1 protein-coding gene is annotated in these 3502 nt (G+C 48.5%); it reads right to left on the bottom strand.

Annotated features, from left to right (window positions below; genetic code table 11):
• The coding region (locus ACTIE6_RS20470; RefSeq protein WP_439558401.1) for a S8 family serine peptidase at positions 1 to 3310 on the bottom strand (3310 nt) is incomplete at its 3' end.
• Positions 3311 to 3502 lie beyond the last annotated feature (192 nt).

Below are 3502 nucleotides of genomic sequence, written 5' to 3' on the forward strand. Positions count from 1 at the left end.
ACCTGACCTGGAAGCTGGAAGACAGGTTTTTCCCATTCGCAGCCAGCAACTTGCTTACTTCTATGCCTGGCGAAGTCTTATATCCTTCCAGCGCGAGGTTCTGGTTGGCGTACAAATCGTACGCTTCTATCCACGGATCGGTATCTTTTCCTCTTATCCAAATTTTATTGTTGGCGTGCGTCTTTTGTCCGTGGTTTTTGTAGCTGAAAGTCAGCCGCACATCGGCAGTTTCAATGTCGTAGTCTGACAAATTGAATGTACCTTCAAGATAGTTGGTGTTCCCGCCGGAGAAATACCGGTTTGCATCCAGCGTCAAAGCGCGCTGGCCTGAATTGGCAAAACCTGAATTAACAAAAGTCCTCACCCGGCCTGCATCTGATGAAGAAAACGAGAAATCGTACCGACCATCCCCTTTCAGGCCGATCTGGCTTGCTACTACCGTTTGAACAGGCAGGCTTTCCATATCATCTGTAAAAGGAAGGGTCAGCGGGTAGTTGGGCAGCTGCCTGAAAGTTTTGGTCAGCGTATCGTTTCCAATCACCGGATCAGAGGCTGAATGAATGTACACTTTGAGCGTATAATCGCCCGGACTCGCCAGGTTTGCACCTGCTGAAAAAGTGTGATCGTACGTTTTACCCTTTTCTATAAACGGGGAGATTGTTTCAAGAGGAACAGCAACGCCATTCAGCATATAACCCACTTCAAATGGCGCATTAGAATCCACATCGTCCAGGTTTTTAATCCTGATTTTAACAAAAACCGAGCTGCTCAACTCTGTGGAAGTGTTCTTCCTGCCCGAGCTTGCCGGTGTCAGGATAGATTCAATTTTCAGGTCTTTATCGGAAATCGTCCCTGCGCAGGTACCTGAATCCGGTCGCCGGCTGATTGCCACCGCAGCCCGCCCCGGCTGACCATTTATTCGTGCGCGCACGCTCAGTACGTGCGTCGAATCTTTCGAGAGACCCGACAAGGTGTATTTGTTTGAGTTCGTCACGCCGGCTGAAACCATCTCTGACCCTTTCAGGATCATAACTTCATAGTCGGTAGCGCCTGTTATCGCTGTCCATTCCAGTGAAATATACCCCTCGCATTGCAGGCTAGACAAGGTGAGTGTCGGTACTCCGAGGATTGTAAAAGGCTCACTGATACTTTCGGCACCCGTGCTGTTTTGCACTACCCGGACCCTGGCTTTGTCACTCTTTACTCCGGCAGGTATTGTCCAGGAAAACTGCCTCACAGAAGCCGCCAGGTTGTTGCCGATCGGTGTCCACGATGATCCATCGTTCAGACTGTAACTTACTGTAAATGTACTCGCATTGTTCCCGAATGCATCCCAGTGAATATAGATTGCATCCCCATCTTTCAGGTGCTCGCCGCCCACAGGATTTGTCAGCGTAATCGAATTGGGGATAATATCATAAACGACAACATATTCCTGTAAAGGATTTTGCGCCACCGATGTTCCATTCACTGAAATTGTATAGCCGCCTTCCGTGGGATTGTTGATGGTAACCTGCTCCATATTGTTGGTATGGTCGGCACCAGTTACCGCAATGCTGTTCACCTTGGCGGGAGTCGGGTCCAGCAGTCTCGGCAGTGTTACAGTACCTTCTTTTACTACTTTTAAATCAAGGTCATTAATCAGGTTTTGAGAAGAAAGTACATTGGCGGCGGGATCGTTCCAGTAAAGCATTACTTTGAGCTGCGCCGTGTTGGCAGGTACTTGTATCGTGAAATCCTTCACTGCATTGTGCGCCAGAGAATCATTCCTGTAACTCTCGGATTCGAGCATTTTCAGCGAGCGCAACAGGTTGAGCCAGCCAAAACCATATCTGTAATCAGGACCTTCATTCCCTTTATCCGCAGCTCCGTTACAAACCAATGCTTTCAATAATGCATTCTTCGGGTTCTGGTCGCCGTGAAGCTGACGATAACGCTCGGTCAGGAGCACCAGTCCGCCCGCAACAGCCGGCGACGACATGCTGGTACCGCTTCCATTTCCGTACAAATTCACCGGGATTGTAGACATCACGGAAGAACCCTGCGCCATAATTTCAGGTTTGATACGCCCGTCGCGCACAGGGCCGCGGCTTGAACCGTTGGATATAACACTTGTTTCAGAAGTATTACCCACGCTGATCACATTCTTGGCAGTCTGGTACCCGCCCAAAACATTGGCAAAACCGGCAGGATAAGGACTGCAACTAGTGGCACCATTATTCCCGGCTGCAAATACGTGCTGCAAATACGGCATCTGAAATGCCTGACGGTCGAGGATATATGAATACAGATCGTAAACCCCGAATGTTTCACAGTTATTAATATCACCGCCGTAAGAATTGTTCGTCACGACCATTCCATAATCTTTCACGTATTGCGGAGAATAGGCCAGAATGTTTGACAGATACTGGACTACAATGGTCGATTTCGGCGCATAACCTGCATACCGCTCATTGACAATGCCCGCTCCGCCGAGAATACCCATTGTATGAACCCCGTGAACACCTGCCTCAGCCGGGTTGCGACTGATAAGCCGACTGTTAAAATCAAGGTGTTGCGATGGATTCGCATCGTCGCCGATACCCACTACTACTCCTTTTCCGCTCAGATTCCTCCCGATTGGCAGGCTGGAACGCAATACGTTTGCCCGCGAATTGGCAGTTGATTTATCATTAAAAGGCTTGTCGGGCTGTGGCTTGGCTTGTACGTATTGCACAAAGGGTAGCGCCGCCAGTTCCTTCAACCTGCCGGCAGGAACACGTAGTTCGAGAATCTGGTAAGCTGCAAACTGCTCTGAAATAAGCGATGCGTCAACCGTTTTCAGCCCCGCTTTTACCTCTTCTGTGGAGAATGTGCGGGGATAATTGATCCATACATCTATCGTACCCGGCTCCTTAACCGCATGCGTGGGAAACCGCCCATTTGCCAGAGTAGCCTGCATTTTTTGTTCCGGAAAAAGCTCGATCATGGCCCGACCTTTTGTTCTCGCCAATGCGCGCTGGCTGTTGCTGCCGGTCACCGTTGCGGTATAAGCATAATTTGGAATATATTCCAGCAGCTCGATACCCTCTGCCCTGAGCTGATTGCGCTCCTGTGCTGTTGGAATGTCTTCAAACTGAATAATTACAAAAGACTTTTGCCTGCCTTCCTGAGACAGCCGGAGCGAGGCATTCTTCTCACTGATATTCTTTTCAGGTGTGAATGAGCCACTTCTGAGCTGAATGGTGTAGTCCCGTTTTTGCTGCGAAAAAACGGGTACTGAGATAACACTGATTAAAAAAATTTGGAGGTAGAGCTTACGCCATTTCATACATTCAGATACTAATAAGATTAGGTAATTCTACTCATTAAATAGCATTTTACAAATTAATTCGGCTTGGCTTTTCTACTAGTTGAGTAGAACCTTCCTGACAGCGGTTCCAAGGTCAACTGCGTGTTCCCTTTAGACGTCTGAAGGTGCCGGAGGTAACAAGAAATTTTGCAAATAGTTAGGTACTGGTTT

The sequence above is a fragment of the Dyadobacter sp. genome (genome assembly GCF_051859145.1).
GTDB lineage: Bacteria > Bacteroidota > Bacteroidia > Cytophagales > Spirosomataceae > Dyadobacter.